Here is a 24,524-nt window from a genome sequence, read left to right on the forward strand (position 1 = left end):
GATTTCAAATCATTTCATCATAAAGCATGAATGGCATGCAAAGTGCATCGAAGATTATCGATAAACATTACAGATCTTAATTTAGCACGCTTTTGCTTTTAGCGTTTCATTAATTGAAACTGGCATAGACATTCGACTAATACGAGGAAAACCAAATTGCATACGTAATTCGCGAATGATTTGCGCAATTTGTTTACGATTATTCACCACGATATTCACATAGGTTTTATCTTCATGAGAGCGTACTGATTCAACCCCAGTTTTTGCTTTACGACATAAGTAAATCAATTCTGAAATTTGTTCATCGGTTAAAATAAGATCAATACTCAAATAAGCATTAAAGTTCACATCTTCTTCTTCTTCCGATGTCCACTGTAAAGACATGATATTTTCAGGATGTAAATGTTGTTCGTGCAATAAGTTATGACAGCGTGCACGATGCACAATTAAACCACGACGGGATAAATGTCCTTGAATAGGATCTCCCAAGACTGGGTTACAACAGTGTGCATATTTTACATCAACACCATCTGTACCTTGGATGAGGCGGTTTGAAGCGTGTTCTTCATTGGCTTTAGAATGGGCAAATAAATGGTTGGCGACCAGTTGTGGTAGTAGATCACCTACTGCAATTTGTTCAAATAAGGTGTCTTTATCGGGTACATGGCGCCATTCTAATAAATCTTTCCAATCCGCTTCAGATAAGTCTTTGGTCGAGCGATTAAACAGTTTTAAAGCACGATTGAGCGCTTGTTGCCCCACTAGGCGTTGTTCATCTGGATCTTGATCTCGCAAGATATTTTGAATCGCACGGCGCGCTTTTTGGGTATTAATAAAGCTTAACCAGTCTGGGTTTGGTGTTGCCAATACATCGGTAATGACTTCAACCACCTGACCACTCACCAAAGGAGTTGAAAGTGGTTTAATTTCACCATTAATTTTGGCACCCACCGCATGGTTGCCTAAAAATAAACTCGCAGAATACGCAAAATCAACGGCTGTAGCACCTTGTGGTAATTCATGTAGCTGTCCATGTGGGGTGTAGACCCAGATCTTTTCTTGATGTAAATAATCAAGCAGATCGCTAAATGTGGTTTTTGCACATTCACCACCGACAAGAAGATCTAAATTCTTCATCGATGCTTGAATCGCAGAGCGACAAGCTTGTGGCGCATTTTCACCGAGGACCACACCAAAGCGTGCAGCTTTACGCATCAGCTCGGTTTGAATGGTTAAGGACAACGTGGTACGTTCACCTTTGAGTTTGATCATTAAAGACTGATTTCCGCCTGGTAATGGGCGACGGATATGGTCTTCATAGTCGATGACTTGGAAATTTTCACGTAAGGCATCCACCAAGCGATCACAATCCGCGATGCTTTGTAAAACAATTTCAAAAGCATGGCTATGGGTGAGCTCTTGTAAGTCGATTTCATTTTTTACAAAGTGGCGTAAGAGTTCAATATTGTTGTTTTTCTTTTTGATGCGCCCTTGAATATTATAATTATTGAGCAACTCAGCTAAGTTTTGTTCCCAAACCGATTGATATTTACAGCGCTCTGGTTTGGTTTTGAGTAAATTTTCTTGTACATCATTGTACATATCGAGATCTAGGTTTTGATAACACAGATGTTCTAAGTTATCCGCCATCTCGTTCATACCGACAAGACGTGCCATAGGAACAAAGATATCGAAAGTTTCTTGTGCAATACGTGCACGTTTATCTGGCCGTAAAGCACCTAGAGTCGTCATATTATGATAACGATCGGCGAGTTTTATAATAATGACACGCGGGTCTTGTAAGGTGGCTTGAAGAATTTTGCGGAAAGACGCAGCTTTATTATATTCTTTATCGCTGGAGTGACTGAGTTTGGTAACCCCATCAACCAATTCAGCCACGGTTTTACCAAATTTTTCAGTGATATCTTCTTTGGTAAAATCTGTATCTTCAATCACATCATGTAATAAGGCTGCCATGAGCGTTTCGGCATCCATACGCATATGTGCCAAGATACAACTCACCGCAATCGGATGTAAAATATAGGGTTCACCACTTTTACGTGTAATACCATCATGCGCAATATCAGCATAATCACAAGCCACAAGTACTCGCTCGACATCACTTGGTTTTAAGTACGCGTCGATAATTACATTCAACTGTTGCTTGGATTGGCTGACCTGTTGGCCTGGCATAGAACACCTATCTTAAATTACAAATTTGAAATATTTTTCCTAATGCTTTAATGAAAAGCATATTGAGCCGCTTGTCAATTTCTAGACATCAAATATATCTATTTTTTTTAACAAATATTTTGAATTTTGTCGATTGATTGGCAAAACTTTTTGCAAAATAATTGAAATAAAAAAGCCTAGTTGAAAAACTAGGCTTTTTTCAAAGGCTTAGCTTACTGGAAAGAAAAACCTTCAAGATTAAGATTGTTTGCTGATAAAGCAAGGTCAAGACTAGACGTTTGGTAATCTTGATCACGTTGCTTCAAGATATCTTTAGTCACATGACCAATCGCAATTTCACGTAATGCAACAACAGTCGGCTTATCATTGTCCCACTCAACAGTTGGTTCAATGCCTTGACGTGCCAATTGACGCGCGCGTTTGCTTGCCACTAGTACAAGCTCAAAGCGGTTGTCCACATGGTCTAAACAATCTTCAACGGTTACGCGTGCCATAAGAATTCTCGTTTGAATACAAATTTTTTAAATAGACTGTGCAGTATAAAATGCTTTCATCATAGACTCAAGTTTTAATCGAAGCTTATTTAGAAAGCATTTAGATCATAAGTATTTAGATCTAAGATTGTGGTGTAATCAGTTTGGTAATTAAAGCCTGATGACGATTTGCCTGTTGATCTATTTTTAAGCGATTGGCATTAATAACAGATTCCAAATCATGTAACGCTTTATTGAAATCATCATTGATGATGATGTATTCAAAGTTGACATATTGTTGCATGTCTTCCACTGCACAACTTAAGCGATGTTCAATAACTTCAACAGAGTCTGTGCCACGATTTGAGAGACGTTGACGTAAATCAAACTGCGTTGGAGGAAGAATGAAAATTTGTTTAGATTCAGGAAAAAGTTTACGAACTTGCTCAGCACCTTGCCAATCGATCTCAAGTAGCACATCATGGCCTTTTGCCAATTGGTCTTTTACAGTTGCTTGCGCAGTACCATAATAATTACCAAAAACTTCTGCATACTCAATAAAACCACCTTGATTGACTTGATCAAGAAAGTTTTCTTTAGAGGTAAAGTGATAATGAACACCGTCGAGTTCGCCAGGTCGCTGACCACGAGTCGTATGTGAAACTGAAACGTGTAAATTGCTCACACGCTCAAGTAGCGCTTTAACGAGAGATGTTTTGCCTGTTCCTGATGCCGCAGAAACGACAAACAATAGACCCGACATGATATTTTTCCTGATATGATAAAATATCTTCTCTATTTTAGAGTAGAGCGAAGACAAACAAAACTGTTTTTACACATTGTTTGTGTTTAATCGATAAAATATATCCAACCATTGAAGTGAGCATTGAGGGTTTTATGGAAATTGTATTGGCTAATCCGCGTGGATTTTGTGCAGGTGTAGATCGTGCAATTGCCATCGTCAATCGTGCGCTTGAATGTTTTAATCCACCTATTTATGTCCGTCATGAAGTGGTTCATAACAAATTTGTGGTTGATGATTTACGTCAGCGCGGTGCAATTTTTGTGGATGAGTTAGATGAAGTGCCTGACGATAATATTGTTATTTTTAGTGCACATGGCGTGTCAAAGGCCGTCCAACAAGAGGCAGAGCGTCGTGGTTTAAAAGTGTTTGATGCAACTTGCCCATTGGTTACCAAAGTACATATTGAGGTCACGAAATATGCACGTGAAGGAACCGAAGCAATTTTGATTGGCCATGAAGGGCACCCTGAAGTTGAAGGGACTATGGGGCAATATGATAAAAAGAATGGTGGTGAAATTTATCTGGTTGAAGATGAAGAAGATGTCGCTTCATTAACAGTACATCATCCTGAAAAAATAGCATTTGTGACCCAAACAACTTTATCTATAGATGATACGGCCAAAGTGATTGATGCTTTGCGAAATAAATTCCCTCAAATTCAAGGGCCTCGTAAAGATGATATTTGCTATGCCACGCAAAACCGCCAAGATGCTGTGCGAGATTTAGCCACACAATGTGATGTGGTGTTGGTGGTTGGCTCTCCAAACTCGTCGAATTCAAATCGTTTACGTGAGTTGGCTGAACGCATGGGGAAACATGCGTATCTGATCGATAACGCAGATGAGTTAAAACAAGAATGGTTTAACTCGAACCATAAGATCGGTGTTACAGCTGGGGCATCTGCACCTGAGATTTTAATTAAGCAAGTGATTCAACGGTTACAGGACTGGGGTGCAACAGCACCGCAAGAGTTAAATGGTCGTGAGGAAAACATCACATTTAGTCTGCCAAAAGAGCTACGGATTCATGTAACGCAAGCTTAAATTTAAACTTTATTTTTTAAGCAGATAGCTGAGATTTCAGTTATCTGCTTTTTTATGCCTTTTATCCAACTTGTATTGGTTTTGTAAGTATTTAAGTTATGATTTTTAATAGGGTAAAGTTTTGTTGTAATGGGGAGTGGCAATGCAAAATAATCGAGGATTCACCTTAATTGAATTGATGGTGACGATTGCTGTTATGGCGGTTATTGCGATGATGGCCGCACCTTCATTTAGCGATATGTTTCAGCGACAAAATTTGAATAAAAGCACGCAAGAATTAATTTTAATTTTAAATAAAGCAAGATCTGTGGCTGTTCTTGAGCGTAGAGTGATTGATGTTAAGCTCGCAACGACTTCTTCTGCAACTCAAGTGGTAGATACACTGAGTACACTTAACTGGTCTCCTTCAGGTAAGTCAGTATTAAAAACAGGATCGCCTACGACAATAAAATTTGGGATCACAGGTGGAGTTTTTATTGCTGATACCAACCACCCTACATCTGTAAGCCCTGCGTCATCAGATACTGCTTTTACGATATGTAATACAAGTACTGGGACGAATAAAAAATCGAAAACAATAACAGTTTCCAGAATGGGGACGATCCAAATCATATCTGAGGGAAGCTGCTAATGAAATATCAAAAAGGCGTTGGTATGGTTGAAATATTGGTTGCTTTACTCATCCTAGCAATTGGTGTTTTAGGTTTTGTTGCATTGCAATATAGAGCTTTAGAGGCATCTGCTGAAAGTGCTTCACGAATTCAAGCGATTACATTAGCTCGGGATCTGGCTGAAAGAATACGGGTAAATCGTAATGCTTTTTCAGTTTATGAAGCACAAATACAAACGGCAGCAGATCAAAAAGGTTTTAAAACAAACTGTATTACTGCCAATTGTACTGACACTGATTTGGCTGATTTTGATGTTTCGCAAATCAGTAATCGAGCTGCAAGTTCAGGTATGACGATTAATATTATGGATTGTCAAAATACAAATAATAGAAGTTGTATTTATGTGGCGTGGGGAGACTCAAGCGCAACAAATGGTCCTAATGCTGGTGATTGCACAAATGGCAATGCATATAATGCAAATTCAACCTGTGTAATTATGGAGACCTATTAAAATGATTAAACAAAAAGGTTTCACACTCATAGAGTTAATGATTTCTCTTGCTTTGGGGCTAATCATTTCTGCCGCTGCAATATTATTGTTTTTAACCAGTGGGAAAAGCTTATCCTTACAACAAGGCGTATCCGATATTCAAGATAATGCTAATTTTGGTTTAAATTATATAACACATGACTTAAGGCTAACCAACTTATACACAGATCAGTCTGTCATTAATGATGCAACTGTAAATGGTGGAATTGTACTGACATCTTCTGCAAACCCACATAAAGATATATCTAAGACCCCCCCATTAATTACAAGTAATTTAGTCAGCACGATCGAGGGGGATACGGCCAATATTAATTTATTATCCAGAAGTCCTGGCGCAGGCGTCACGGTAGGCTCTGGAGATTTGTGGACAGGCGCATCAAATGTAAAAGAATCAGGCATAGATTTGGCCAGTGATCAGCTTGTTATTCAATATGTTCCCATCTATCAACTAGAGAAAAGAAAGGGTGTTAATTTTTGGGTTGGCGGCTTTGACTGTGAGGGGAAAGAGTTAGTTTTTTCTGAAGCTGATGGAAAACAAGTGATTGTGCAACGTTACTTTTTAAGAGCTGATGCGAATGCTGGTAGTAGCGAACCGAATAAACCCTTGGCTTTAGCTTGTGATTCAGGTCATTATTCTGCCGACATAACTAATAATCCTAAGTCAATCACAGGGTTTGGAAGTGCGGGGCAAATCGTAATGAAACGTGTTGATTATTTTAGAGTATTGCTTGGCGTTCAGGATGATGCTTTAAATCGCCGTAGATACTATTCAATCAATGACTATATGAATTTGACTTCAGCCAATAAACCAAGAATTGTATCTTTACAACTCGGGATGCTTATCCGTTCAACACAGTCGGTGGGCGCAGAAGCTACGATTAAAAATGATCAACAATTTACAGTGTTAGATAAAACCATAACAGTGAAAGTGCCAACACAAAATACAAAATATGTCAGACAGGTTGTATCTCAAACTGTTGCGCTAAGAAATGCAATAGGAGACAGACAATAATGAAAAATAAGCAAAAAGGGGCAACACTTATTGTTGTGTTAGTTTTCTTAGCTGCGATTACTATTATCGGGACTATTGCTATTCGTCAAAGTATGGTGGCATTAAATATTGCAACAAATGCGCAAGTACAACAATTATTAACCCAAAATTCGGATGCGGTTTTTTTTCAAGCAGAAAAACCCAGTAATTTAGGGGTAAGTCTTACAGGTATTGGTATGTTTGGCTATATCAATAACAAGACAGATAAAGATAAAGAATTGGTGTTTTGTTATCGAGGAGATCAAAGCTCTTTTTTTGATATTTCTCAAGCAAGTATTATGCAATGGAAAGAAGGAGCATCGACTCCAACCAATAATGATTTAGGTACAGAGGGTTATTGTGATGCAACAATTCAAAATACCAACTGGTTCACTAGTGGTCGAAGAGCTGTATTAACGCAGGTTTCTGTCAAATTTCCTAGTCATAATACGGGTGGTCCTTTTTCAAATCGGGTTTCAGGTACAGATGGACAAGTTTCTAAGTTCGAAGACAGTAAACCTGTAAAAGTTTTTGCAGTGTCTATTATGCCAAGTATTTCGAATGCTGATCGTGCCGCTATTAATAATTGTCTACTTTCTAAAATGAATGATGTAACAATTCCAGCTGATGTATCTCCGACAACGGTTTCCGATGAGAATAAACAAGACATAACGACTTGTTTAAAAAAATTAAATGTACCGTTCACAACACAAGTGAGTGAATATGTTCTTGCACAACAAAGTGCTTCATAGTGGGGAGTCGATTATGAAAATTAACAATAAACAATTGAAGCGTAATGTATTGCTTCATAAAAGACTCCTTGCATTGAGCGTGAGTGCTTTTTGTACAGGACTCGTGTTAAGTAGTGCGGTACAAGCCAGTGATATTGATATTTATCAACAAGCCAAATCTGGTGATATCACTTTGATGTTGTTATTGGACATTTCAGGAAGTATGGGACCAATTAATAACTCATGGAATTCTGATGGTAGTATATCGCCTAATAGTTATGGAGATTATGATCTAACATGTCGTAATAATGACAACCCATCAAATTATCCATCAAACCCATCGAACAATAGAAATTACTATGTGATGAGTGATTCTAATCCATCATATCAACGTAATTTTTGTTATATCACATCAGCTAATGCAAATGCCAAAGTAAAAAATGAAAAAACGGGTTGTGAAAAACAACCGAATGGTAATTATCGTTGTTATGATCGGCTTACGCGTTTAAAGGATGGGTTGTTTGATCTCTTGCAGGGCAACCCGGCAAAAGGTATTGAAAGAGTTTCTGGTGAAAAAGTAATTGGGTTATCCGCTTATTCAAACAGAGATAGTAAAACGGGATTTATATTAACAGCTGCAAGACGCTTGGATTGTCAAACGGGTAAGGCAGGTTGTCAAACAATACCCAGCACTGCGGATCAAAGAACCATTTTACTTACGAGAATTGCTGATTTAACTGCTTATAATGGGACACCTACAGCCAATGCTTATGCAGAAGCCGCGGCTTATATGATGGGGTCTACAACGCAAGGTGTTTCAAATAGTGGTTTTAGCAATGCATCTGTTGACGTTCCTAGGTCAGGAAATAAATATGTAGCACCATTAAGTGTTCGAAATCAAATCACAGATCCAGAAACTGCAACATGTAGTGGGCAAGGGATTTATGTATTGACCGATGGTTATCCGAATAATAATAGTGGATCACAGAATTTAATGAATAAGGCTTTGGCTGGAGTGTCTACTGTGCCAGCACCGCCAAGGGGAGATAATGGGAATGATGGTTGGAATACGATACAGTCTTTTGTAACCAAAATATTAACATCAAGTGAAAATCCAGCAGGTTTAAAATTTAAAACGGCAGTGGTCGGGTTTGGTAGTGCGTTTGATGGCGTTCCAGTGAATGATACTGGTTTGACTCAAGCAGGTTATATTCAGAAAATCAATAATTCACCTATATCTTATGATGTTAAACAGGCGGCGATTTGGGGAGTGCGTGGCGACGGGGGATGGTTTTCAGGCGCTAACTCACAGGATGTTGTAAACAGTATTAATACATTTATTAATGGTTTAGGCGGCGAAATTCCAAAAGTAACCACAGGGGCTCCAACTGTACCAAAAGATTCTTTAAACCCTTCTGTGCTTTTACAAAATGCGTTTTATCCGCAATTTCAACCTACGCCTGATAAAGACTATCAACTTTGGGTTGGAAATCTTAAAAAATATAAGGTTGTTGGAGGTGTTTTAAAAGATAAAAATGATAAAGCAATTACAGATTCAGCCGGGAACCTTGTAAATAATTATGATTATTGGGCTAAGGCAGTTGTAGAGAGCGTGAAAGACGCAGATGAAAATACGGTTGGAAGTACGAAATTTGCTTTAATGGGGGGGGCAAAATCCCAATTAGAATTACGCACTACTGCAGATACCGAAAATCGTAAATTATTAACCAATCGAATGATAGATGGTACTGGTAGCACAGCCAAATTCGTCAATAGTACAAATTTAAGACAGGTTAAAGTTTCAGATCTAACAACTGACTATAAATATGATGTTAACAGAGGTTATTTAATTTCTTTACTTGGTTATAAAGTAGATGCAGAAAACCCAGATTCAATTACTTCAACATCTTTAGCAAATACGAGTGAACTTCGGCAAGTTGGGGCTGTAATGCATTCTTCGCCAATTTTGATTACCAATAAAGGTAAAATTACTTATACAAATTATCAATTGGGATCTTCAAATCGAGAAGACTATGTTCTTTTTGGAACAACACAAGGGCTTTTACATGTTGTAGATGCTGAATCAGGTAAAGAAAAATTTGCTTTTGTACCAAATGAAATGGTGGTAAATCAAAAAAATGCATTTTTAGATTATACAAAGGCAGAAATTACAGGCGCTTTAAATAAATTATATTATGGCGTTGATGGGCCATGGACAACTTATACAGAGTACGTGGCAGATTCGAATGGTGCTTTGACGGTTGGTACTGGACGAAACAGTCAAAAAGGAAAACAGTTTGCATATGGTGGCTTACGTATGGGTGGACGTAGTTACTATGCATTGGATTTAAGTAATATTGATAGTCCAAAACTACAATTTCAAATCGCGCCAGCGGATAAGAAAATTTACTACAATGGTTCTAGTAACTCGATTGAGGCACTTAAGTATATGGGGCAAAGTTGGTCTAAGCCAACAATTGCTTGGGTCAATTGGGGGAAAAAGCGCAAGAGAGTTATGTTTGTTGGCGGTGGTTATGATGCAGGTGGTGTTGATGGTGATGCACATAATACAGCTGGGGTAAAAGAAGCATATTCAGGTTATGAGAGTGACACATATAACCAAACCAATAAAATTGGTGGTGGTGTATATATGTTTGATGCGGATACTGGAAAATTATTGTGGTGGGGAAGTGCAAATGCTACAGCAGCAGACGGAGCTGAAACTTTTACCAATACGCCAGACCTTAAGTATAGTGTAGTGAGTGAGATACGTACAGAAGACCGTGATAATGATGGGTTAGCAGACCATCTATATTTTGGTGATTTGGGGGGGCAGGTATTTCGTATCGATCTTGATAATAATGCGGGCTCAGATACTGCACTTGTAAAAACACCGCGTTTATTGCTGAATTTAAATTCTTCAACTGCTGGTACAAGCCCTCGTTTTTATGAAATGCCCGCATTTTCAACCTATAAAGAGGCTGGGCAAAACTTTGCTGTTATTTCAATTGGTAGTGGAAATCGTAGTGCACCATTAAAAGAATATACAGTGGGAACAACTGGTTATGATTATGATATTGTCTATAATATTTATGATAAAGATGTCGTTGCTGAACGCTTATTTAAGACAAATTATACATATCTCACCAATACGTCTACTTTGGCAAATTTAAATGAAGTAACCCAAGCGAAGAGGCTTGATGATACGACTATAGTTGCCCCTTTTACAACAAACGGTTGGTACTATCGATTTAAATCATACAAATTACAAAGTGCAAAAGTATTTTCTACTCCAATTGTCTTAAATTATCGTATGTTTGTTTCGGTTTTTGATGGTAGTAAAGATGGTCTTTCTGGTGCTTGTGGAGCTGGTGTTAAAGGTGAAAGTTTCCTTCAACAATTTTGTATGCCGTTTGGCCAATGCCCAAAGTCTACCAATATAGAGTGTTCTACAGGCGATGGTTGCTCAATTGGTCCAGGCTTGCAGATTACAACAGTTGTACCAGATCCAAATCCAGATCCAGATCCAGAGAATTGCGACTCAGCTAAAGAAGATTGTGAAGGTAAAAAGAATCCTGATCCTAAACCAGATGATGGCAGCAATAACAAAAATTATTGTATTTCAACGGGTGATCGGGGGGTGCTTGTGAAAGATGGGATCATATCTGCGGGTGGGAGCAAAATGTGTTTAATTCCTCAGCGTTGGTATGAGCTTTCGAGATAGGACGAATGTATGATGAAACAATCTCGTTCTTTGGGCTTTACATTGATTGAACTTATGGCTGTGGTGGCAATTATTGCAATATTTGCAGCAATTGCTATTCCAAGCTATCAAAACTTTATTCGTAGATCTACCACAGCTCAGGCACAACAAGAAATTCAGCGAATTGTTACACTTTTAGAGCGCAATAAAAGCCGTAATTTTAATTATCTTGGTTTTACTTTGACTCCTGATCCTTTTGTTATTCCCATAGGCTCAACTGGAGACTCTGTAAAGTATATAATCACAGTCATGGATGGAACTGATTCTTCTAGGCCATTAACAAATGCTGCAGCCGCTGGTCAAGATTACATCATTAGAGCGTTATCAACGGATGCTAAAAACTTTAGTTATGTGCTGAGTAGTACAGGATTACGCTGTAAAAAAATAGGAAAAACAATTAGCTATAATTGTGTAGGAGCTGAAGCATGGTAAATAAGCGAAGTGGCTTTACATTGATTGAGCTCATGATCATTGTTGCTATAGTCGCAATCTTGGTCGCTTTTGCTTATCCTTCGTATCAGGAATCTGTGCGCCGTACCAAACGGGTAGATATGCAAGCCTCTATGCAACAAATCGCTTCTCAAATTCAACGATATAAAATCGCAAATTTTACCCTGATAGGTGCAACCAAAAGTGATTTAGGTATTGAAGCTAATTATCCTATTCAAGGAGCAGCTTTATACACAGTGAGTATTTCACCAGTAGATAATGCAGGAAAGGTTACATCTAATTCATGGTCTATAGTAGCCACGCCAGTCACAACTGGAGGGCAAAAAGGGTATGGTGATATTGTATTAAACTCAAAAGGTGAGCGATGTTGGGTGCGTGGTACAGATCTTAACGGCACGCCATGCACCCCTTCCGCGACCACAAACTGGGACGGCAAATAAAAATTAAATTCAAAATTGTGGATAAATAAAATTTGATCTTTCTTTCATGACAAAGATAACGTAAAATATTGCCCTCTATGAAAGGGGTTTGAAATGTATCGATGGTCGGTACAAGGATAATCCGTAAAAACTATAAGGTTCTATCATGGTTGTAATTCGTCTAGCACGCGGTGGTGCTAAAAAACGTCCGTTCTATCAAGTAATCGTAACTGATAGCCGCAATGCGCGTGACGGTCGTTTCATCGAACGTATTGGTTTCTTTAACCCTACAGCTCAAGGTAAAGCAGAAAAACTTCGTTTAGATGCTGATCGTTTTGCTCACTGGGTTGCTCAAGGCGCTCAACCGTCTGAACGTGTTGCTTCTTTAGCTGCTCAAGCTAAGAAAGCTGCAGCTACTGCATAATTAAATCTTTAATTAGGCAGTAAGCCCATGACACCAGCACAGAATGTGCCCGAAGATCGTATTCAGATTGGACAGCTACGTTCAGCATATGGATTAAATGGGTGGCTCTGGGTCTATTCCAATACAGAACCTATGAGCAACATATTTGACTACCTCCCTTGGTACATTGAGACCAAAGCAGGTTGGCAAATTGTAGACGTAAAACGTTGGAAACCACATGGTAAAGGCTTGGTTGTTTCGTTGAAAAGTGTGAGTGATCGCACTGCAGCAGACAGCTTAGTTGGCGCGAATGTTTGGATTTCAAAATCGCAACTGCCTCAAGCAGGTGTGGACGAGTATTACTGGTCTGATTTAAAAGGTCTAATCGTATTAGGTCTGAATGAAGAAGAACAGGAAGTAAATCTTGGTCAAATCCACGAATTGTTTGAAACAGGCGCCAATGATGTCATGGTTGTTCGTGCAACAGCAGATAGCATCGATGGCGAAGAGCGAATGATTCCATGGCATAAAGATGTGGTACAACGCGTTGATCTCGAAGCTGGTCGTATCTATGTCAATTGGGGCGTAGATTTCTAATCCGATAAGGATTGGCGCAGCAGGAAAATAGAGGAGTCTGCGATGTTTTTTGCAGTCATTACGCTTTTTCCTGAAATGTTTGAAGCGATTACAGCGTACGGAATTAGCGGGCGAGCGGCAAAGCGTGACATTGTACAAGTTCATTGTATCAATCCGCGAGAATTTGCTGAGGGTAACTACAAACGAGTGGATGAACGTCCATTTGGTGGTGGCCCGGGTATGGTGATGATGGCTGAGCCTTTGGCAAAAGCAATCGACCACGCCAAAGAGCTTGCAAAGCAAGCAGGTGCAGTTCAGGTTCCTGTGGTGTATATGTCACCACAAGGGCAGACCTTAAATGAACCAGCAGTACAACAATTTGTTGAATATGACGGATTAATTGTGCTGTGTGGACGTTATGAGGGGGTTGATGAGCGTTTGATCCAAAAATATGTTGATCAGGAATGGTCAATAGGAGATTACGTATTATCAGGTGGTGAGCTCCCTGCGATGGTTTTATTGGACAGTATTATTCGACGTTTGCCGAATACCATGTCAGATGAACAATCAGCAGTGCAAGACTCGTTTGTGGATGGTCTTTTAGATTGCCCACAATATACCAAGCCAGATCATTTTGAAGGTTTGGATGTTCCTGAAGTACTTAAGTCAGGGCACCATGCCAATATTGAAAAATGGCGGTTTTTGCAACGCTATCAACGCACTTTAGAACGCCGACCGGAGTTGGTGGAAAAAGTTGAGTTGACCAAGCAGCAAAAAAAATGGCTAAAAGATGAGCGAGGGTAGGCAAGCATTGATCATGTTTGTTTCAACGCACGTCAGAAGCTGTACTTCTTATCAGGAATACAACAAGTCATTATTGTTGTCCTGCGGAATGTGAGTTCCATAAGAAGTCGGCTTCGAGAAAATACTTATGATTAAGTACTTATATTAGGCTCTTTATTGATCTGGATAACATCAGCAATAAAGGGAAAGATAAACGGGTTGATACGCGATTTAGCCTCTATCCCCAGCGGTTGTGCAGACCTCTTCTGTCCCGCAAAACGGAGATTCCCACAATGAGTGGTAAACATCCTTTAGTTCAAGCAATTGAAAACCAACAGTTAAAAACTGACCTCCCAACTTTTGCTCCTGGTGACACAGTTATCGTTCAAGTAAAAGTAAAAGAAGGTGATCGTGAGCGTCTTCAGGCTTTTGAAGGCGTAGTTATTGCGAAGAAAAACCGTGGCTTGAACTCTGCGTTCACAGTACGTAAAATTTCTAGCGGTGTTGGTGTTGAGCGTGTATTCCAAACTCACTCTCCAATCGTTGCTAAAATCGAAGTGAAACGTCGTGGTGACGTTCGTCGTGCTAAGCTTTATTACCTACGTGAATTGTCTGGTAAAGCTGCTCGTATTCGTGAGAAATTACCAGCGCGTAAACAAGGTTAATTTTAACTTTGCTTTACAGCTAAAAAATGCGCCATTTGGCGCATTTTTTGTTTCTTGCTACAGTTAAAGGTTAAAGTCCTTGTAGTTTTAGGCGATTGGTATGTTCGCGATAGACTTGTACTGGATCTGGTGAAAAAATTGCACGCAATCCTAAAATTTGATTGACCTCATCTAAGTGATTCCAACGATAATCATCACGGATCGTTTTGCCAAATTTAGCACTACACCGTGGAACTAAACCATCATTATCACGACCAGCATTAATTAATAAACTTGTGCCAAGTAGAGCAGAATCCAAGTCTAAAAGATTTGTGACGGCTGTATTGCCCGTAAATGAATAGAATTGAATTCCTTTTTCTTGATAAGCCCCTTCACCACAAGCTGTGGTACCGACACCCATCGGGAATTTACTGTTAAATAGTGCAGAACCTTCAATGGTGAGGCTTTTCCCACCTGCTAACGCATCATGAGGAAGTTCTTTCGGGTTAAGACCTTGCGCCCAGACGATTGCTTTTGAAAATAAATTGACCACACTCACCAATGGGCCTTGAAGCGGCGTGCCTTCTATACTTAAGATAACGTTTGCAACAGGGCTGCCTTTTTGTGGTGAACCAACAGCAGTTACAGATGCAACTTGGGTAGGCATGATGCCTGCGACATAGCGGCTGGTTGGACCACCATGCGAATGTCCGATCAGATTGATTTTTTGACTACCGGTAATTGCCAGAATCTCTTCGACTTGCTGAGCCAATTGCTCACCACGGACTTCAGTAGAATTAAAGGGTGATACTCGTGTAGCCCATGTATTGGCGCCGTTGCGAGCCAAATCTGGTAAAATTTGATACCAGTAGTCTAATCCTAAAACATCGCCAGCACGAATAAACCCAGCCATACCGTGCACAAATACCACAGGATATTTGGTTTTTGCATAGTCCGAGTTCACTTTACTGACAGTCACTTTTTGCGCATTATTAGATGCATATGTGGTTGATAATGTACTCGCCAGTAGTAGACTCGCGATAATACGTCCATATTTCATGTTAAAACTCCATCTATTTTATTATTGGGCGATTTACATACCTCAATTTTAAATGTATTGAGTGTAAAGCCTCGATTCTGATCACGTTTGCAGGAACGCAAACTTTAAACTTCTTTGTTTTTTTAAATCTTATATCAAATCAGATTCTGGAATTCGAAATTCAATACGATGTTCAATATAAAATTTGAATCCAGAATCATTTACTATTCAACTATAAAATATACTGAATGAACAGTACATTTTATCGCCTCTCATCGGCAATATTTACAAGCCTTGTAATTTCAGACGATTGGCATGCTGACGATATTGAGCAAGTGGGTTTGGTGCAAAAAATATTCCACGTAGACCTAAAACATGATTGATTTCATCCATGTGCGTTTGACGATAATTATCTCGAATCACTTGTCCATAATGGGTATTGCAACGATTCATCATGCCGTCATTGTCTAGATTTTTATAAGACAAAGGCGCGAGTGTAGAAATGACCCCATCCATAACATCAAAAATGTTGGTGAATTGAGCTCTACCTGTCCAAGAATAATGATAAACACCATTGGCTGTTAGTTTTTGACCATTGCCACAGTCTTTGGGAATCGCAGCACTTGGATATTTTGCATTAAATTCAGCAGCCCCTTTTTCACTCACACTTTGTAAAGAATTATTTAGGTTGAGGGGGAGGGATGGATTACCTTCGAGAAGCGTGATCACTGGTGCTAAGATATGTTGACTAAAAATAGTCAGAAGTGTATTTGCACCTCGATTACTTAAAATATCATCCGCGATCTTAGAACCTTTAATTGCCCCTGCAACAGAAGTTAAAGAAGCAACTTTTGTGGGTGCAACGATTTCAATATAGCGAATCGTTGGGCCACCATGACTATGCCCAATCAGATTGACTTTGGGTGAGCCAGTCAGTGCGATGACTTCATCGACTTGCTGTAAGAGTTGTTCACCACGAAGCTGTGTCGACTCCAATGGGGAGACTTGTGCCGCATAAACTTTTGCACCATTACGAGCTAAATCAGGGAGGATCTGGTAGAAATAATCTATGCCAAAGGAGGAAGTCCCCAGACGTGTGAAACCGAACATCCCATGATTAAATACAATTGGATATTTGGTTTTTGCATAGTTTGAACTGACATAACGTGGATTTACAGTTTGTAAGCCAGATGCAGATGCAGCCATCGAACTTAATCCAATGATTAAACTCAGGGCGAAAATATTGATTTTAAATTTCATATTAAAATACTCTTGTTGTTTTTAAGTGAATTGTTGATTGACATGAAGTCTATGTTGCAAGCTAAAATTTACTTACAACCCTTATGATCTCAAGCGATTGGCATACCATCATTATCGTTATTGCTCTAAACCAAAGGTGCAAGTTGCATTAAAATCGTGTCAATCCCGAGCAAGTTTTTTTAGTTTGTGTTGTTCCTCCTTATAGGGTGTTGTAAATATTATTTTCCACTTTGTATCAGCAGACTTGAAGATATCCCTGAGTCATAAATGTACAGAGATCCTTGAGTCTGGCTTGCAAACTCAAGCCATAAAACGCGCTATAAATGCATAATCTAAATATTTTTTATTTTCGCTTTTTTCATCATTATAGCGATGGGCTATGTATTTAATGGCTAATTTGCAAAGGGTAATTTTCCTCCTTGATCATGCACAGTTTCAAAAGTCTGTAATCTGAGTTGCTCTTGTTGATTTGCAAATTGTTGTGATTTTAATTGTTCTACAGCACTTTGTTTGGCTGAATCACTCAGATTACTTTTGAGAATATTGTCACGCTCAGCAAGGTATTGATTAACTTTGCCTTTCCAATCATTTCTTTGTACATCAAGCGTTTCTAAGCGTTGTGTCGCTTCTGGTCCCACTAAATTGGTGCGCATTTGACGGATCTCTTGTGCAGAACCACCACGCGCCTTGATCTCTGCTGTCAGCTTTCTTAAGTCTTCAAGTTGATTAAGTTGTTGTAAATTCTCTTTCCAGTCTTCGGGGAGTTGCTCGAAAAGCTCTTTGAGTTTTTGTGCTTTTTCAGCCGCAGATAATTTTTGATTATCCATAATTTCTAAGCGGTCTACCGTATATCGGTCATAGGTATCTTGTGTGCCAAATAAGCCTTGAATTTCATAATCCGAGAAGAATTTTTTTCTTAAGTTTTGAGTATTGACTAAAATCTGCTGATAATACTTTGCGCTTTCTTTATCTGCGGTAGGTGCTTGTAAATCACCTAATTTGCTTCTGTAATCGATATAGCGTGCCCAGAGATCATTTAACTGTGATAGCACAGGCTCTTTATAGCTGATTTTGGTATAGCTGAGAAAATCTGCTTTGATTTGCTCAATGCTTTTTTCACCATATTGAGTGATGAAGTATTCAAAACAGTCTTTGGTTTGTTCATTGACAATTAAGCGATTGGAGGCATCAGCACGGATTTGGCAGTTAATTTGCGTGTCTTGTTGGCTTTTGCTGGCAAAGCCCAGTGCTTGAGATGCTGGGAGCTGAGTTGAGGCCAATTGTCCCATCTGTTGTTCGAGTGCTTTTTCAGAAGCTGGTGGTGTTTCAGTCGATTCTGTATTAGGTTTTAGCCAAAAAATCACGGCTATAAGAATGATCAAGAGACTACCAATGATGATCCCAATCATTTTTTTAGATAGATCCATCTAATATTCCTACTATTTTTAGATTTTTTATTGAAAAAATAATTTGCCACAGAATTCGAAATTTCAAACAGAAAATTTGTAAAAATAGACGAATGGTTTTTGCTAAAATAGCGCATTATTCTCCGTATCCAGACCAATATGTCTTCAAAAGCTCAGAAAATACCGCGTCGCCATATCAGTGGTGTTTTTTTATTGAATAAGCCTTTAGGCATAAGTTCAAATGCGGCGCTACAAAAAGTGCGGTGGTTGTATCGCGCTCAAAAAGCAGGGCATACAGGGGCACTTGATCCTTTGGCATCTGGACTTTTACCAATCTGTTTAGGTGAAGCGACTAAATTTTCACACTATCTGTTAGATTCGACCAAGCGTTACCAAACGACTGTTCAGCTCGGGCATAGCACGACCACAGGTGATGTTGAAGGTGAAGTTCTACTTGAAAAGGCTGTGCCTGAATTAAACCAAGACAGTATTCAACAGGTTTTAGCGCAATTTACCGGAGATATTCAACAAGTTCCGCCAATGTATTCAGCCTTAAAAAAACAAGGCCGTCCTTTATATGAGTTGGCGCGTCAAGGAATTGAGATTGAACGTGATGCACGGCCAATTCATATTTTTGCCATTGAGCTAATTGCGATTAATCAGCACAGCCTGACCTTGGATATTACTTGTTCTAAAGGAACGTATATTCGTGTTTTGGGTGAAGACATTGCCAAAGCATTGGGAACTTACGGGCATTTAACGTATTTAAATCGAACTCAAACTGGTCATTTTGATTTGATTCCGGAATATACCATTGAGCATTTGGAAAGCTTGACTGAACAAGCGCGTGAAGCCTTGTTGCTGCCTGTCTATGCACCAATTGATCATTTTCCTAAAGTTCAGGTACCTGAAGGACGTGCGGAATATTTTAGCAGTGGTATGGAAAGTAATATTGAGCATGTTGCCGAAGCTGAAGTCTTGGTTTTTGATGGTGATAAATGTTTAGGCTTGGCTGAAATTACCGATAAAAAGCGTTTAGTGCCTAAACGCGTGCTAAACCTTTAATTTCGTTTCATTGTTAGAAAATAACTCAGTTTAAATCTAAGCCTGATTAAGCCAAAGCAAGGTTAAGTCTCTCAGCGCCTTTTTAATAGACGCATTTAAAAGATAAGTGAATGTTATGGAATTTGATATCATCCTCAGTTTAGTGTTCTTTGCCTTTTGTGCAGGGGCAATTGATGCCGCTGTTGGAGGTGGTGGGTTGATTCAAATTCCTGCATTGATGGGTGCTTTACCGCATTATCCTACCGCCACAGTTTTTGGAACCAATAAACTGGCTTCGATTTGTGGAACAGCTTCGGCTGCTTTTTCATATTTAAAACAAGTCAAAATTCAGTGGAAGCTGTTGGCAGTGATTGGAATCACTGCATTTATTAGCTCATTTGGTGGTGCTGCTTGTGTCTCACTGATCCCCCAAGAAATTTTGCGGCCATTTGTATTATTTATGCTGATTGTGATCGCAATCTATACATTTTTTAAGAAGCAATTTGGACAAGTCCATTTTCAACAAGAAATCACGCGTAAAATGTTATTGATCGCGGGTGTGGGTGGTTTATTGATCGGCTTTTATGATGGGATATTTGGCCCAGGTACAGGTAGTTTTTTCATCTTCTATTTTATTCGTTATCTGAAAGTTGACTTTTTGCACGCATCGGCGCTTTCCAAAATTGGCAATTTCATGACCAACTTTGCCGCACTGAGTTTCTTTATTCCCACTGGACATGTGTTATTTCAATTGGGCCTGCTGATGGCTGTTGCCAATGTGTGTGGTTCATTGGTTGGTGTGAAAATGGCACTGAAATATGGCAGTGGTTTTATTCGTATTCTATTTTTGATTTTGGTCAGCATTTTGATTTGTCGCTTGGCCTATCAAATGTTTGTCGCGTAATTTGCTAGATTCTCTGGTTAATTTTTTTTGATACAAAAAAGCTTAAATTTTGTAAGGCTTTTTTTTGATTTGTCTTCTAAGATTGTTGGTTTCTTGATCGAAAAATCACAAACCGAAGCAATGGAAGGTAAATATCAAATAGGATTATAAAAAGAGGGATTTAGATGAATATATTTGAGGCTTTGAGAGAAAGTCATATCATTCAGAAGGATTTGTCAGAACAATTAACACATACCTCAGGCGATAGTCCTGAACGAAGGAAAATTTTTAATTTATTGAAAAATGAATTATTTGCCCATGCTGTTGCAGAAGATCGCTATTTTTATATTCCGTTAATGATGACGGATTCAGGTTTAAATATTACCCGTTTGGCACTGGCTGAACATCATGAGATGGATGAAATATTACAATCGCTAGAACAAACAGATTTTAGCCACTCTCGCTGGCTGGTTTTAGCGAAACGATTATCTGAAATCATCGCGCATCATATTCATCAAGAAGAGCATTCTTTTTTTCAAAAAGCGCTAAAGATTTTAGATGAAAATCAAAAATTAATCTTAGCAAAGAAATATTTATCGGAATATAAAAAGTATAAAGCAAAAGACCTTATCCGCTTGGTTGGCTAAGTCTGTTGGCTTGTATTTCGTTGACTTGTCTACAAAGGCAACTAAATAAAATTGAAGCTATAAAGTACCCAGAGAATGATGAGCAGCTCGCTGAACGATATTTACAATTTTTTTTAAATTAATGAGATGCTTCTCATCCATCATATATTTACACTGATCTTCTCTTCCTTAAGATCGCGTAAATATGGTCGGGATTCTATATGACTGGCAGTGGGTCAGTATTGAGAATGTTTTAGTGAGCATTTGAGCTTTTCGCCGCTCTAAATGTTACCCCTACCGATGCAATCATAATGCAGATTAAAGCAACGGTTTGCCAAGCAGTAATATGTTCATTCAGTAAAACCATACCTGAAATTGCGGCAAGTGCAGGGGATAGACTCGATAAAGTACCATAGCTCATTTTGCTTAATTGTTTTAAAGCAAGCAGATCTAAGGCATACGGAATCGCTGTTGCTAAAAGTGCAATCAGCAAAGCTTTGCCCCAGTACTGTGTTTGTAGCAAGGCATCTGGGTTATGTACAGCACTGATTGGCAGCATAACCAAGGCAGACAAGACGATTGCAATACTTAGTGCATGCATACCAATATTTTGTCGTACAACTTTTTGCCCAAAATAAATATAACTTGCCCAACAGACACCCGCACCTAAAGCAAAGGCAGCACCAAGATAGGAAAAGTTATGTGCGGTCGCATCTTGCCAAGGCACCATCAAAGCAATGCCAATGATGGCAAGAAATACCCAAATATAGTCAGTTTTTTGTTTAATCGAGAGCAGTGCCAAAGTCAGAGGCCCTAAAAATTCTAATCCAACAGCAATACCTTGAGGCAATTTGCCTAAAGAGGCATAGAACAGCACATTCATCAAACAGACTGAACCACTATAATAAAGTAGCTCATTCCATCTTAGGTAAGGTAAACGCTTGATAATTTTCCATGAACGGAACATTAAAATAATTAAAATAGACGCAAAACATAATCTTAAGGTCACGACGGTAATCGGATCTAAAACCTCAAATAACTGTTTAGCAAATGAGGCACTGATCTGATAAGCCACCATAGATAAAACCATGAAGAGCACAGCAGTGAGTTGAGAATTTGGCATATCTAAGGTGAGGAAAAATATTGCACAGATTTTAACACTTTCTCGGATTTATTTGAGTATTTCGCGAATAGATGAATATTGATTCAACATTTCCCTTTGAGATTCAGCCGAGTCCTCTGTAAGATGGGAATGATTATACTTGCAATGGCACATGTGTTAGGAATAAAAGATGTCAGGAAATACCAATAAAACTGAAAATTTAGGCTTAAATGCAACAGAGCAAGCAGAAGCTTGGTATATCGATGTACTTGAATTAGAACAACAAGGTCTTGCTCAAAATGAGCAAGACGCTCAAGCGCGTGTTGATTTGTTGGTTAATGCCTCTAATCAGAATTTTGCACCTGCAAGTACTCTGTTAGGGCAGTGGCATGTTTTAGGCCGTTATGTAAATCAAAGTGTGCAGTCAGCTATTCTTTTTTTTCAACATGCAGCAAAGCTTAATCATGCACTGGCTCATTTAGAACTTGCTTATCTTGGCTTGAACAATGCAACCGATCAATTGACAAAAGCACAAGCCTTAATGCATTTGCAACAAGCAGTTCAATTGAATCATCCAGAAGCAATTTTTGTTTATGCACAACAACAATTGTCACAGGATCCACAGTCAGCATACTTATTACTTTTAAACAATTATTTAAAAAATCAGCATCAAAACAGCCTGAAGTTTTTTGTAGAGTTTTCAGGGTTTGATTCGATCAAAGTACAAAATGAATTGTTAAAAATCGCTGAAAAAGACCATTTTTCCTGTGCTTTATTGGCGTTTAGTTATTTAAAACAGAACAATCTTGATGCAGCTTTAAAATATGCCGATATCGCGCAAGAACATAATGATCCATTTGGCTGCTACGTTCGCGCACTTATTGAGCAACAAAGTGCTAAAGCGGATGCGACAGTTGTACAAGAGTTTTTACTTAAAGCTGCAAAAAATGGACATATCGAATCTGCTTATTTAGCTGCAGTGACACTGTTAAAAAATTCGGAAAATGCCAAAACTGAGCAAAAGCAAAAAGAATATGCAGCACTCGCTTTTGATTTATTATCGCATGCTGCTGTTTCAGGTAATGTTCCAGCTCAATACTCTTTAGCACAGTGTTTACGCTATGGTATGGGAACTGAGAAGAATCTTGATCAGGGTATTTCTTGGTTAGAACGTGCTGCAATGCAAAACCATCCAGATGCCCAGTTTGAATTGTCGATGTTATTGCCTTTAGAACATGAACATCACCTTCCATTACTAAATTCAGCCGCAGAGAAAGGCCATGTTCAGGCCATGCTGTGTATGTCGATTTTTGAGCAACGCCAAAACAATGCAGATGGGGCATTATTCTGGCTAAACAAAGCCAAAGAGTTGAAAGTTCCACGTGCCTTCTTCTTATTGGCACAAATGTATCAGGAAGGTAAGTGTGTAGAGGCTGATTTAACCCAAAGTGCAGATTTGTTTAAACAAGCTGCTGATCATGGTGATATCGACTCTTATTTTGAATTATTTAAAATTTATAAAGATGGAATCGGGGTGCGTAAAAATAAAAAAACTGCCAGTAAATATTTGGATTTAGCCAAAGACAACCAGCATATTGAAGCAGCTTCAATTGAGTTTTAATCAAAGATCAGTCTATGTCTGAATTATCGCAACACAAGCTCGCGCATGTAGCGACCTATATCCATGAGACAGGTCGCTTGTTTGTGGTAGGTGATATACATGGTTGTTATGATCTGTTGATGCAACAGCTTGAGCGTGTTCAATTTAACTTTGAAAAGGATCTATTGATTACTGTAGGGGATCTTGTTGATCGTGGTCCTGACAGTTTGAAATGCTTGCATCTGCTTGCAGAGCCTTGGTTTAAAGCTGTTTTAGGCAATCATGAAGAAATGTGTTTATTGTCGCAGATCGATCCGATGATGAAAGATATGCATGCGCATCATGGTGGAAAATGGTTTTATGCATTAAGTCCAGATCAGCAGCAACAAGTCATCGATCAATTAAACACTTTACCGATATTGTTAGAAGTCATTTATCAAAATAAGAAGTATGGCTTTGTTCATGCCGATATAGATCTAAATGATTGGGACGCGTTTAAAGTTGCGACACGATCTAAAAGTCGCGAATTGGCGTTATGGGGCAGAGGACGAATTAAAAATAAACGCTTTATGCGTTATTCAACAGTTGTCGGTGTGGAGCAGGTTTTTCTAGGTCATACCGTGGTTGATTTTGTCACCAAGAAGCATAATTGCTATTTTCTAGATACGGGCGCTTGTTTTGGAAGTGAGTTAAGCCTTGTTGAAATAGATCATCACCGCCCAATAGAAAAACAAGTGTTTGTCCTGAAGTCATAATTTTGCTTATTATTGTTTAAATATTTTTAAGAGTTCAGGCTATTCATTGCAGTGAATTTTATATGGCTATTACTTAAATTTTATCTGTGTAGTGGAAAAAATAAGTCTTTAATTAAAAAATACATACATATAAAAGCATTAACTATTAAATACATGAGTATAAGATTTTGAATTGTAAAGAAAAATATTTATTTCTGATCAAAGTCATTTTTTCATTTATCGAGATTAAATCAATTTTTTTGTCATCACTTGCTTTGATACAGCAAGTATCAACGATGTTTGATTGAGAAAGATATTGAAATATTTTTAAGATTAAATAGCTATTATTAATAATT

General features: G+C 38.6%; 24 protein-coding genes. 17 read left to right on the top strand and 7 right to left on the bottom strand.

Translation table 11 applies throughout. The features are described from left to right. Positions 1-81 precede the first annotated feature (81 nt). The 3 genes from ASC84_RS16230 to gmk form a co-directional block, all read right to left on the bottom strand. Positions 82-2,193, bottom strand: coding sequence for a bifunctional (p)ppGpp synthetase/guanosine-3',5'-bis(diphosphate) 3'-pyrophosphohydrolase (locus tag ASC84_RS16230; protein ID WP_056516659.1), 2,112 nt, complete (start codon positions 2,191-2,193; stop codon positions 82-84). A 212-nt stretch (positions 2,194-2,405) separates the two neighbouring features. Then, positions 2,406-2,687 (bottom strand): DNA-directed RNA polymerase subunit omega, encoded by a 282-nt coding sequence (gene rpoZ / locus ASC84_RS16235; RefSeq protein ID WP_004718302.1) that lies wholly within the window; start codon positions 2,685-2,687, stop codon positions 2,406-2,408. Between the two features lie 121 nt (positions 2,688-2,808). Continuing rightward, positions 2,809-3,429, bottom strand: a complete 621-nt coding sequence (gene gmk / locus ASC84_RS16240; protein WP_034617459.1) for a guanylate kinase — start codon at positions 3,427-3,429, stop codon at positions 2,809-2,811. Between the two features lie 134 nt (positions 3,430-3,563). On the opposite strand from gmk, the gene ispH reads away from it, so the two are divergent. The 12 genes from ispH to rplS all read left to right on the top strand — a co-directional run bounded on the left by ispH (position 3,564) and on the right by rplS (position 14,495). Continuing rightward, positions 3,564-4,514, top strand: coding sequence for a 4-hydroxy-3-methylbut-2-enyl diphosphate reductase (gene ispH, locus ASC84_RS16245; RefSeq protein ID WP_056516662.1), 951 nt, complete (start codon positions 3,564-3,566; stop codon positions 4,512-4,514). Positions 4,515-4,656: 142 nt separating this feature from the next. Next, positions 4,657-5,145 (top strand): Tfp pilus assembly protein FimT/FimU, encoded by a 489-nt coding sequence (locus ASC84_RS16250; RefSeq protein WP_056516664.1) that lies wholly within the window; start codon positions 4,657-4,659, stop codon positions 5,143-5,145. Next, on the top strand, positions 5,145-5,636 hold the full coding sequence (gene pilV / locus ASC84_RS16255) for a type IV pilus modification protein PilV (RefSeq protein WP_155860355.1): 492 nt from the start codon (positions 5,145-5,147) through the stop codon (positions 5,634-5,636). The genes ASC84_RS16250 and pilV overlap by 1 nt, the downstream gene beginning before the upstream one ends. 1 nt (position 5,637) lies before the next feature. Next, on the top strand, positions 5,638-6,687 hold the full coding sequence (locus ASC84_RS16260; protein WP_056516669.1) for a PilW family protein: 1,050 nt from the start codon (positions 5,638-5,640) through the stop codon (positions 6,685-6,687). Further along, the gene (locus ASC84_RS16265; protein ID WP_056516672.1) at positions 6,687-7,457 is read left to right on the top strand and encodes a PilX N-terminal domain-containing pilus assembly protein; all 771 of its coding nucleotides are present in this window, start codon (positions 6,687-6,689) and stop codon (positions 7,455-7,457) included. Before ASC84_RS16260 ends, ASC84_RS16265 begins: the two co-directional genes overlap by 1 nt. Positions 7,458-7,470: 13 nt before the next feature. After that, on the top strand, positions 7,471-11,160 hold the full coding sequence (locus tag ASC84_RS16270) for a pilus assembly protein (protein WP_056516675.1): 3,690 nt from the start codon (positions 7,471-7,473) through the stop codon (positions 11,158-11,160). Between the two features lie 9 nt (positions 11,161-11,169). Then, entirely contained in the window at positions 11,170-11,631 is a 462-nt protein-coding gene (locus ASC84_RS16275) for a type IV pilin protein (protein WP_081409381.1), read from the top strand. Further along, a complete protein-coding gene (locus ASC84_RS16280) occupies positions 11,625-12,089 on the top strand; it encodes a type IV pilin protein (protein ID WP_056516679.1) in 465 nt (154 codons plus the stop codon). Before ASC84_RS16275 ends, ASC84_RS16280 begins: the two co-directional genes overlap by 7 nt. Before the next feature lie 145 nt (positions 12,090-12,234). Then, positions 12,235-12,492, top strand: coding sequence for a 30S ribosomal protein S16 (rpsP, locus tag ASC84_RS16285; protein ID WP_004718284.1), 258 nt, complete (start codon positions 12,235-12,237; stop codon positions 12,490-12,492). 27 nt (positions 12,493-12,519) lie between these two features. Further along, a complete protein-coding gene (rimM, locus tag ASC84_RS16290) occupies positions 12,520-13,068 on the top strand; it encodes a ribosome maturation factor RimM (protein ID WP_004718282.1) in 549 nt (182 codons plus the stop codon). A 42-nt stretch (positions 13,069-13,110) separates the two neighbouring features. After that, positions 13,111-13,851, top strand: a complete 741-nt coding sequence (gene trmD / locus ASC84_RS16295; protein WP_056516682.1) for a tRNA (guanosine(37)-N1)-methyltransferase TrmD — start codon at positions 13,111-13,113, stop codon at positions 13,849-13,851. A gap of 272 nt (positions 13,852-14,123) precedes the next feature. Beyond that, positions 14,124-14,495 carry a 50S ribosomal protein L19 gene (gene rplS / locus ASC84_RS16300; protein WP_004718278.1) on the top strand — a complete coding sequence of 124 codons (372 nt, stop codon included), beginning with the start codon at positions 14,124-14,126 and terminating at the stop codon, positions 14,493-14,495. Positions 14,496-14,565: 70 nt separating this feature from the next. Here the strand turns inward: rplS and ASC84_RS16305 are convergent, their stop codons facing one another. The 3 genes from ASC84_RS16305 to ASC84_RS16315 all read right to left on the bottom strand — a co-directional run bounded on the left by ASC84_RS16305 (position 14,566) and on the right by ASC84_RS16315 (position 18,200). Next, positions 14,566-15,534 carry a triacylglycerol lipase gene (locus tag ASC84_RS16305; protein ID WP_056516686.1) on the bottom strand — a complete coding sequence of 323 codons (969 nt, stop codon included), beginning with the start codon at positions 15,532-15,534 and terminating at the stop codon, positions 14,566-14,568. 264 nt (positions 15,535-15,798) lie between these two features. Further along, positions 15,799-16,773 (bottom strand): triacylglycerol lipase, encoded by a 975-nt coding sequence (locus ASC84_RS16310; RefSeq protein WP_056516688.1) that lies wholly within the window; start codon positions 16,771-16,773, stop codon positions 15,799-15,801. Positions 16,774-17,165: 392 nt separating this feature from the next. Beyond that, complete coding sequence (locus ASC84_RS16315; protein ID WP_056516691.1) at positions 17,166-18,200, bottom strand: lipase secretion chaperone; 1,035 nt, start codon at positions 18,198-18,200, stop codon at positions 17,166-17,168. A gap of 138 nt (positions 18,201-18,338) precedes the next feature. Between ASC84_RS16315 and truB the strand changes: the two genes are divergently transcribed. The 3 genes from truB (at position 18,339) to ASC84_RS16330 (ending at position 20,753) form a co-directional block, all read left to right on the top strand. After that, entirely contained in the window at positions 18,339-19,244 is a 906-nt protein-coding gene (gene truB / locus ASC84_RS16320) for a tRNA pseudouridine(55) synthase TruB (RefSeq protein ID WP_056516693.1), read from the top strand. 115 nt (positions 19,245-19,359) lie between these two features. Then, entirely contained in the window at positions 19,360-20,127 is a 768-nt protein-coding gene (locus ASC84_RS16325; RefSeq protein ID WP_004718268.1) for a TSUP family transporter, read from the top strand. A 164-nt stretch (positions 20,128-20,291) separates the two neighbouring features. Continuing rightward, the gene (locus ASC84_RS16330; RefSeq protein WP_056516695.1) at positions 20,292-20,753 is read left to right on the top strand and encodes a hemerythrin domain-containing protein; all 462 of its coding nucleotides are present in this window, start codon (positions 20,292-20,294) and stop codon (positions 20,751-20,753) included. Positions 20,754-20,985: 232 nt separating this feature from the next. Here the strand turns inward: ASC84_RS16330 and ASC84_RS16335 are convergent, their stop codons facing one another. After that, complete coding sequence (locus ASC84_RS16335) at positions 20,986-21,855, bottom strand: DMT family transporter (RefSeq protein ID WP_056516700.1); 870 nt, start codon at positions 21,853-21,855, stop codon at positions 20,986-20,988. A 169-nt stretch (positions 21,856-22,024) separates the two neighbouring features. Here ASC84_RS16335 and ASC84_RS16340 point away from each other — a divergent pair, with 169 nt between their 5' ends. Together ASC84_RS16340 and ASC84_RS16345 are read left to right on the top strand one after the other, a co-directional pair. Continuing rightward, on the top strand, positions 22,025-23,455 hold the full coding sequence (locus ASC84_RS16340) for an SEL1-like repeat protein (RefSeq protein WP_056516704.1): 1,431 nt from the start codon (positions 22,025-22,027) through the stop codon (positions 23,453-23,455). A 14-nt stretch (positions 23,456-23,469) separates the two neighbouring features. Beyond that, on the top strand, positions 23,470-24,189 hold the full coding sequence (locus ASC84_RS16345; protein WP_056516706.1) for a metallophosphoesterase: 720 nt from the start codon (positions 23,470-23,472) through the stop codon (positions 24,187-24,189). Positions 24,190-24,524: the final 335 nt, after the last annotated feature.

The organism is Acinetobacter sp. Root1280, from assembly GCF_001425285.1.
In the GTDB taxonomy this organism is placed as follows: Bacteria; Pseudomonadota; Gammaproteobacteria; order Pseudomonadales; family Moraxellaceae; genus Acinetobacter; species Acinetobacter guillouiae.

What these genes read in the sequence shown, in the direction of transcription:
- ASC84_RS16335 (WP_056516700.1), bottom strand. Translation starts at nt 21,855, where the DNA reads ATGCCAAATTCTCAACTCACTGCTGTGCTCTTCATGGTTTTATCTATG.
- rimM (WP_004718282.1), top strand. Translation starts at nt 12,520, where the DNA reads ATGACACCAGCACAGAATGTGCCCGAAGATCGTATTCAGATTGGACAG.
- ispH (WP_056516662.1), top strand. Translation starts at nt 3,564, where the DNA reads ATGGAAATTGTATTGGCTAATCCGCGTGGATTTTGTGCAGGTGTAGAT.
- trmD (WP_056516682.1), top strand. Translation starts at nt 13,111, where the DNA reads ATGTTTTTTGCAGTCATTACGCTTTTTCCTGAAATGTTTGAAGCGATT.
- ASC84_RS16345 (WP_056516706.1), top strand. Translation starts at nt 23,470, where the DNA reads ATGTCTGAATTATCGCAACACAAGCTCGCGCATGTAGCGACCTATATC.
- ASC84_RS16275 (WP_081409381.1), top strand. Translation starts at nt 11,170, where the DNA reads ATGATGAAACAATCTCGTTCTTTGGGCTTTACATTGATTGAACTTATG.
- ASC84_RS16230 (WP_056516659.1), bottom strand. Translation starts at nt 2,193, where the DNA reads ATGCCAGGCCAACAGGTCAGCCAATCCAAGCAACAGTTGAATGTAATT.
- ASC84_RS16340 (WP_056516704.1), top strand. Translation starts at nt 22,025, where the DNA reads ATGTCAGGAAATACCAATAAAACTGAAAATTTAGGCTTAAATGCAACA.
- ASC84_RS16260 (WP_056516669.1), top strand. Translation starts at nt 5,638, where the DNA reads ATGATTAAACAAAAAGGTTTCACACTCATAGAGTTAATGATTTCTCTT.
- rpoZ (WP_004718302.1), bottom strand. Translation starts at nt 2,687, where the DNA reads ATGGCACGCGTAACCGTTGAAGATTGTTTAGACCATGTGGACAACCGC.
- rpsP (WP_004718284.1), top strand. Translation starts at nt 12,235, where the DNA reads ATGGTTGTAATTCGTCTAGCACGCGGTGGTGCTAAAAAACGTCCGTTC.
- pilV (WP_155860355.1), top strand. Translation starts at nt 5,145, where the DNA reads ATGAAATATCAAAAAGGCGTTGGTATGGTTGAAATATTGGTTGCTTTA.
- ASC84_RS16330 (WP_056516695.1), top strand. Translation starts at nt 20,292, where the DNA reads ATGAATATATTTGAGGCTTTGAGAGAAAGTCATATCATTCAGAAGGAT.
- ASC84_RS16305 (WP_056516686.1), bottom strand. Translation starts at nt 15,534, where the DNA reads ATGAAATATGGACGTATTATCGCGAGTCTACTACTGGCGAGTACATTA.
- gmk (WP_034617459.1), bottom strand. Translation starts at nt 3,429, where the DNA reads ATGTCGGGTCTATTGTTTGTCGTTTCTGCGGCATCAGGAACAGGCAAA.
- ASC84_RS16315 (WP_056516691.1), bottom strand. Translation starts at nt 18,200, where the DNA reads ATGGATCTATCTAAAAAAATGATTGGGATCATCATTGGTAGTCTCTTG.
- ASC84_RS16280 (WP_056516679.1), top strand. Translation starts at nt 11,625, where the DNA reads ATGGTAAATAAGCGAAGTGGCTTTACATTGATTGAGCTCATGATCATT.
- rplS (WP_004718278.1), top strand. Translation starts at nt 14,124, where the DNA reads ATGAGTGGTAAACATCCTTTAGTTCAAGCAATTGAAAACCAACAGTTA.
- truB (WP_056516693.1), top strand. Translation starts at nt 18,339, where the DNA reads ATGTCTTCAAAAGCTCAGAAAATACCGCGTCGCCATATCAGTGGTGTT.
- ASC84_RS16270 (WP_056516675.1), top strand. Translation starts at nt 7,471, where the DNA reads ATGAAAATTAACAATAAACAATTGAAGCGTAATGTATTGCTTCATAAA.
- ASC84_RS16250 (WP_056516664.1), top strand. Translation starts at nt 4,657, where the DNA reads ATGCAAAATAATCGAGGATTCACCTTAATTGAATTGATGGTGACGATT.
- ASC84_RS16265 (WP_056516672.1), top strand. Translation starts at nt 6,687, where the DNA reads ATGAAAAATAAGCAAAAAGGGGCAACACTTATTGTTGTGTTAGTTTTC.
- ASC84_RS16310 (WP_056516688.1), bottom strand. Translation starts at nt 16,773, where the DNA reads ATGAAATTTAAAATCAATATTTTCGCCCTGAGTTTAATCATTGGATTA.
- ASC84_RS16325 (WP_004718268.1), top strand. Translation starts at nt 19,360, where the DNA reads ATGGAATTTGATATCATCCTCAGTTTAGTGTTCTTTGCCTTTTGTGCA.